This window comes from Terrabacter sp. P5_B1 (assembly GCF_056400505.1).
Genome location: NZ_JBFULD010000247.1, coordinates 1 through 6,412, shown reverse-complemented (window position 1 = coordinate 6,412; position 6,412 = coordinate 1). Strand labels below are relative to the sequence as shown.

Here is a 6,412-nt window from a genome sequence, read left to right as displayed (position 1 = left end):
CCCACCGCCATCGGGGCGGCCCCGACGGGAGCGCCGGCCGAGGGCGCAAGCTGCACCTCGACGGAGAAGAGGTGGCTGACCGACTCCTCCTTGATGGCTTCCATCATCGCCTCGAAGAGCTGGAAGCCCTCACGCTGGTACTCGATGAGGGGGTCGCGCTGGGCCATGGCGCGCAGACCGATGCCCTCCTGGAGGTAGTCCATCTCGTAGAGGTGCTCACGCCACTTGCGGTCGAGGACGGACAGGACGACACGACGCTCGACCTCGCGCATCGTGTCCGAGCCGAGGGTCTCCTCACGCTGGTCGTACGCACGGTGGGCGTCGGACATCAGCTGCTCGCGCAGGAGCTCAGCCGTGATGGCCTGCCGGCCGCCGGCCATGTCCTCGACCTCCTCGATGGTGAGCGAGACGGGATAGACCTGGCGCATCGCGTCCCACAGCTTCTCCAGGTCCCAGTCCGCGGCGAAGCCGTCGGCGGTGGCGGCGTCGACGTAGGAGCCCACGACGTCGTTGACGAAGAGGCGCAGCTGCTCGTGGAGGTCCTCGCCCTCGAGCACCGCGCGGCGCTCGTCGTAGATGACCTGGCGCTGGCGGTTCATGACGTCGTCGTACTTGAGGACGTTCTTGCGGATCTCGTAGTTCTGGGCCTCGACCGAGCCCTGGGCCTTCTGGATCGAGTTCGTCACCATCTTGGACTCGATCGGCACGTGGTCCTCCATGCCGGCGGTCTGCATGAATCGGTCGACGAGACCGGCGTTGAACAGGCGCATGAGGTCGTCGTTGAGCGAGAGGTAGAAGCGCGACTCCCCCGGGTCACCCTGACGACCGGAGCGGCCTCGCAGCTGGTTGTCGATACGGCGCGACTCGTGCCGCTCGGTGCCCAGGACGTAGAGGCCGCCCAGCTCGGTGACCTCCTCGTGCTCGGCCGCGACGTCGCGCTCGGCCTTGGCGAGCGCCTCGTCCCAGGCGGCTTCGTACTCCTCCGGTGTCTCGTGCGGGTCGAGGCCGCGACGCTTCAGCTCCGCGACGGCCCGGAACTCCGAGTTGCCGCCGAGCATGATGTCGGTGCCTCGGCCGGCCATGTTCGTCGCGACGGTCACAGCGCCCTTGCGGCCGGCGTCAGCGACGATGGCGGCCTCGCGCTCGTGCTGCTTGGCGTTGAGCACCTCGTGCTTGATCCCGCGCTTCTTCAGCTGCTGGGAGAGGTACTCGCTCTTCTCGACCGACACGGTGCCGACGAGCACGGGCTGGCCGACCGCGTGCTTCTCCGCGATGTCGTCGACGACGGCGTCGTACTTGGCGACCTCGGTGCGGTAGACGAGGTCGGCCTGGTCCTTGCGGATCATCGGCCGGTTCGTGGGGATCGGGATGACGCCGAGCTTGTAGATGGAGTTGAGCTCGGCCGCCTCGGTCTGGGCGGTGCCCGTCATGCCGGAGAGCTTGTCGTACATGCGGAAGTAGTTCTGCAGGGTGATCGTGGCCAGCGTCTGGTTCTCGTTCTTGATCTCGACGCCCTCCTTCGCCTCGATCGCCTGGTGCATGCCCTCGTTGTAGCGACGGCCGGGAAGCATGCGGCCGGTGTGCTCGTCGACGATAAGGATCTCGCCGTTCATGACGACGTAGTCCTTGTCCTTCTTGAACAGCTCCTTGGCCTTGATGGAGTTGTTGAGGTAGCCGATGAGCGGCGTGTTGACGGTGTCGTAGAGGTTGTCGATGCCGAGGAGGTCCTCGACCCGGGCGATGCCCGACTCGAGAACGCCGACGGTGCGCTTCTTCTCGTCGACCTCGTAGTCACCGCGCCCGTCCTCGCCGCGGTTCAGGCGAGCCGCGATGCGGGCGAACTCGACGTACCACTTCGTCGCGAGGTCGGCGGGGCCGGAGATGATCAGGGGTGTGCGGGCCTCGTCGATGAGGATCGAGTCGACCTCGTCGACGATGCAGAAGTTGTGGCCGCGCTGGACGAGCTCCGAGGGGTCCCACGCCATGTTGTCGCGCAGGTAGTCGAACCCGAACTCGTTGTTCGTGCCGTAGGTGATGTCCTTGGCGTACTCGGCGCGACGCTGCTCGGGCGTCATCTGGCTGAGGATGCAGCCGGTCTCCATGCCGAGGGCGCGGTGCACGCGGCCCATCAGCTCCGACTGGTACTCGGCGAGGAAGTCGTTGACGGTGATGACGTGGACGCCCTTGCCGGACAAGGCGTTGAGGTAGCTCGGCAGGGTCGCGACGAGCGTCTTGCCCTCACCGGTCTTCATCTCGGCGACGTTGCCCTGGTGCAGTGCGGCGCCGCCCATGAGCTGGACGTCGAAGTGGCGTTTGCCCAAGGTGCGCTTGCTCGCCTCACGGACGGCGGCGAAGGCCTCCGGCAGGAGCATGTCGAGCGTCTCGCCGTTGTCGAGACGCTCGCGGAAACCCTTGGTCTCGTCGCGCAGCTCCTCATCGGAGAGCTTCTCGAAGTCGGCCTCGAGGGCGTTGACCTGCTTGGCGATGCCCTGGAGCTTCTTCAGGGTCCGGCCYTCGCCGGCGCGAAGCAGCTTCTCGATGACGGCCATCTGGTGATCTCACTCCCGACTGAACGTGTGGACGCGCCCGGTGGGCGGGCTCCATCGCCCGTGATGGGTCACGGGACCCGCCTAGGCTAGCCGCCTTACGGACACAACGACCAACGCATCGGCGCGTGGCCGGGTTCCGACGCCGTTCGGGCAGGGGCCCGACGCCACCCCGAGGGCGTATGCCGGGTGCTCCCGGCGCGCTCAGCGGCTGGCCGTCGTTCCGGCGAGATCGCCGACGACACCGCCGACGACACCGCCGGCGACACCGCCGGCGAGGTCGACGCGGCCGAGTCCGAGCCAGCTCGCCATCGACTCGAGGTTGGCAAGCAGTGCCGGGCGCGCCTGCGCAGGTGCGTGCGGCTCCCACGTGACCCGGTGGCAGCGGAGCACGCCCGCGGTCCGGTCGGCCTTGAGGTCGCAGCGCGCGACGAGGGCGTCTCCATGGAGGAAGGGCAGCACGTAGTAGCCGTGCACCCGCTTCTCGGCGGGCGTGTAGATCTCGAGGCGGTAGTGGAAGTCCCACAGCGCGTGGATGCGGTCGCGCTGCCAGACGAGCGAGTCGAAGGGGCTGAGCAGCGCCTCGGCGTGGACGCGTCGCGGCAGCCGCGCCTCGGCGTGCAGCCAGGCCGGCTTCCACCCCGGCACGGTGACCGGGATGAGCTCACCGGCTGCGACGAGGCGCCCGATGGCCGGGCGGGCGTCCTCGCGCCTGATCCGGAAGTAGTCGGCCAGACAGAGCTCGGTGCCGATGCCGTGCGCCCGGGCAGCGATGCGGACGAGCTCGACGAAGCGCTCCGGGTCGGCCTCGGCGCCGGGACGCTCGGTCCACGCCGCCCGCAACGGTGGCGGCGCGGTGGCGCTGAGGGCGGCATACCGACGCTCGAACGCCGTGGTGCGCCCGACCGAGCTGATCTGCCCGGCCCAGAAGAGGTACTCGAGCGCCTGCTTGACCTCGGACCAGTTCCAGCCCCAGTGGTCGGTGCGGCGGGGCTGGTCGTGAGCGAGGGCGACCTCCGCCTCGCGTGCGGTCATCGGGCCGCGGGCCTCGACCTCGGCACGGACCAGATCGACGTAGTCGGGGCGCTCCTCGAGGATGCGCCGCATCCCACCCCAGGCCTTCTCGGCGGCGGCGCGCATCCGGAAGTCGAGCAGAGGCCAGGTCGAGGGCGGCACGAGGCTCGCCTCGTGCGCCCAGTACTCGACGAGCCGACGGGGCGCCCGGTCACGGGCCCGGTCGAGCAGCGCGGTGTCGTAGGGCCCCAGCCTCGAGAAGAACGGGAGGTACTGGCTGCGGGCGACGACGTTGACGCTGTCGATCTGCACGACACCGACCCGGTCGACGACGCGCTGGACATGGCGCATCGTCGCCGTGAAGGGCTCGGGGCGCGGGTCGAGGAAGCCCTGGGCGGCGATGGCGACGCGCCGAGCCTGGGCACGGGTCAGGCTGCGGACGGTGGCCCTCATTCGCCGGGGTCGATGAGCCGCTGGCGCACGGCATACATCGCCGCCTCCATGCGGGAGTGCATCTGGAGCTTGTCGAGGATGTTGCGGATGTGGTTGCGCACGGTGTTCTCGGAGATGAACAGCTCGCCGGCGATCTCCCGGTTGAGCCTGCCGCGGGCGACCAGCCTGAGGATCTCGAGCTCGCGGCCGGTCAGGCGCGGCAGCTCCAGCCCGGACACCGGGGCCGGGGCGGTCTCGTGCTGGCTGATCTGCTTGAACTCCTCGAGCAGCTTGGAGGCCATCGATGGCGAGAGCAGGGACTGGCCGTGGAAGACGCTGCGGATCCCGGCCGCGACCTCCTCGGGGGGCACGTCCTTGAGGAGGTAGCCGTTGGCCCCCGCGCGCACCGCCTCGAAGAGGTTCGCCTCGTCCTCGGAGCTCGTCAGCATGAGGATGCGGGCCGAGGGCACTCGCTGCTTGATGACCCGGCAGGCGTCGATGCCCCCGCGCTTGGGCATCCCGACGTCCATGACGATGACGTCGGGAACGATCTCCTCGGCCTGGTCGACCGCTTCGACCCCGTCCGCTGCCTCGCCGACGACGTCGATGCCGTCCTCGACGGCCAGGACGGTCTGCAGGCCCCTGCGGTAGAGCGCGTGGTCGTCGACGATGAGGACACGGATGACGTCGGTGGTCGGCGGGTTCACGCCCCCCATCTTGGCGTACACCACGGGCAGACCGCCCGTCAGATCCCCGCAGCCGCGACACGGCGCGCCCTGGCTACTCCCCCGGCACGCGACAAGGGCGGGGCGTCCCCTCGGAAAGGGGACGCCCCGCCGTCGTCAGCGCGGGTGCGGTGATGGTCTCAGCCGGTGGCGGCGACGTCGGCGTCCGCGTCGGTCTCGAGGTGCAGCACCCCGTAGCTCCAGCCGCGGCGCCGGTACACCACGCTCGGGCGGTCCGTGTCGGCGTCGTGGAAGAGGAAGAAGTCGTGCCCGACGAGCTCCATCTCGTTCACGGCGTCCTCGAGGGTCATGGGCGCTGCCGTGTGGATCTTCTCGCGGACCTCGATGGGCGAGTTCCCGAGGGCACCGAAACGTTCGAGGTCATCGACCCTGTCGTCGCGGGTCTCGGCGTCTGAGCCGGACGACGCCGCTCCGTTCGCCAAGGAGTCGATGCGGGCGGTCGCGTGCGCGACCGACTCGGGGATCCGTCGTCCGCGGCTGACCTTCCGCTTGTCGTGCACCCGCCTCAGGCGCTCCATGAGCTTGTCGACCGCCATGTCGAGCGCGGCGAACTTGTCATCGAGACAAGCCTCCGCCCGGATCACGGGCCCTTTCGCATGGCACGTGATCTCGACCTTCTCGGACCCGCGGGCAACCCGCTCGTGGGTGACGACGACGTCGATGCGGTGCACCTTGGGGGCGAGCGCCGGCACCTTGGCCAGTCGCTCGTCGAGCTGCTCACGGAATCGGTCGGGGATCTGGACGTGGCGTCCAGTGACGACGATCTCCACGGTTCCTCCTTGTTCGCGCACGTCTTGTCGTGCGGTGCAGTGAGAGTAGTTCCGGGCCTCTGGTCACCTTGGACCGGGCCCACCGGTCATCCAGGCACCACCTCTTCCTGTTGATCTCGTCCCGGGTCGACGGCCAGACGGACGTGCCCCGTGGGACGGGGTCCATGACCCGACCCTACTTGCGCCGCGCGTCCACTGGAAGGCGTGCAACGCCCCCAGACCGGAACAATCCGCGCCGCACCCGCACCGCCCGCCCACAGGCCGCGTCTTCACCCACGAGTGCGCTGGGTGGCTGCCACGGAGGCACCCACGACCGAGCCCGCACCGGCGGCCCGCAGCGCCCTGGCGGCTTCGGCGAACGTGGCACCCGTCGTCACGACGTCATCGACGAGAAGGATTCGACGCCCGCCGATCACGCTGTGCCACAAGGGATTCACCGACAGGGCGCCGGCTAGGTTGCCACGCCGTTCAACCGTTCCCAAGCCGGACTGGTCCTCCACTCGGCGCACGTGACGTAGTGCCGGCGCCACGCGGAGGACCGGCCCGCTTCGATCCGTGAGCTCCGCGACGGCTGAGCGGCAGAGTGCGGCCAACGGCGTGTCGCCGCGCTCGCGCACGGCGCGTCGCGACGAGGGAGCCGGGACCACGACGACCACTCCGTCGGCCCAGCCCGCACCCCTCAGCGCGCCGTCGACGGACGCGGCCAGCAGCGGCGCCAGGACGACGTCGAGGTCGCGCCGTCCGACGTCCTTCCACGCGGACACGGCGGCTCGGAGCGGGTCGGCATAGACGCCCCAGGCGTGCACCGGCGGCATACCGGCCGGCGCCGGGTGCGGCACGACCCAGGGCCCGCCGCCGTGCTCGACCAGCCGGGGCCCCTCGGGCCCCTCCATCGTCGCAGGGG

5 protein-coding genes are annotated in these 6,412 nt (G+C 69.7%); all 5 read right to left on the bottom strand.

Annotated features, from left to right (window positions below; translation table 11 throughout):
• Positions 1–2,549: preprotein translocase subunit SecA (gene secA / locus AC1DP0_RS16110; protein WP_478086040.1), on the bottom strand; the 2,549-nt coding region annotated here is incomplete at its 3' end.
• A gap of 201 nt (positions 2,550–2,750) precedes the next feature.
• Complete coding sequence (locus AC1DP0_RS16105; RefSeq protein ID WP_478086036.1) at positions 2,751–4,013, bottom strand: winged helix-turn-helix domain-containing protein; 1,263 nt, start codon at positions 4,011–4,013, stop codon at positions 2,751–2,753.
• Positions 4,010–4,708 carry a response regulator gene (locus tag AC1DP0_RS16100; protein ID WP_478086044.1) on the bottom strand — a complete coding sequence of 233 codons (699 nt, stop codon included), beginning with the start codon at positions 4,706–4,708 and terminating at the stop codon, positions 4,010–4,012. The genes AC1DP0_RS16105 and AC1DP0_RS16100 overlap by 4 nt, the downstream gene beginning before the upstream one ends.
• 149 nt (positions 4,709–4,857) lie before the next feature.
• Positions 4,858–5,508, bottom strand: a complete 651-nt coding sequence (hpf, locus tag AC1DP0_RS16095; protein WP_478086034.1) for a ribosome hibernation-promoting factor, HPF/YfiA family — start codon at positions 5,506–5,508, stop codon at positions 4,858–4,860.
• 269 nt (positions 5,509–5,777) lie between these two features.
• Positions 5,778–6,412: ComF family protein (locus tag AC1DP0_RS16090; protein ID WP_478086032.1), on the bottom strand; the 635-nt coding region annotated here is incomplete at its 5' end.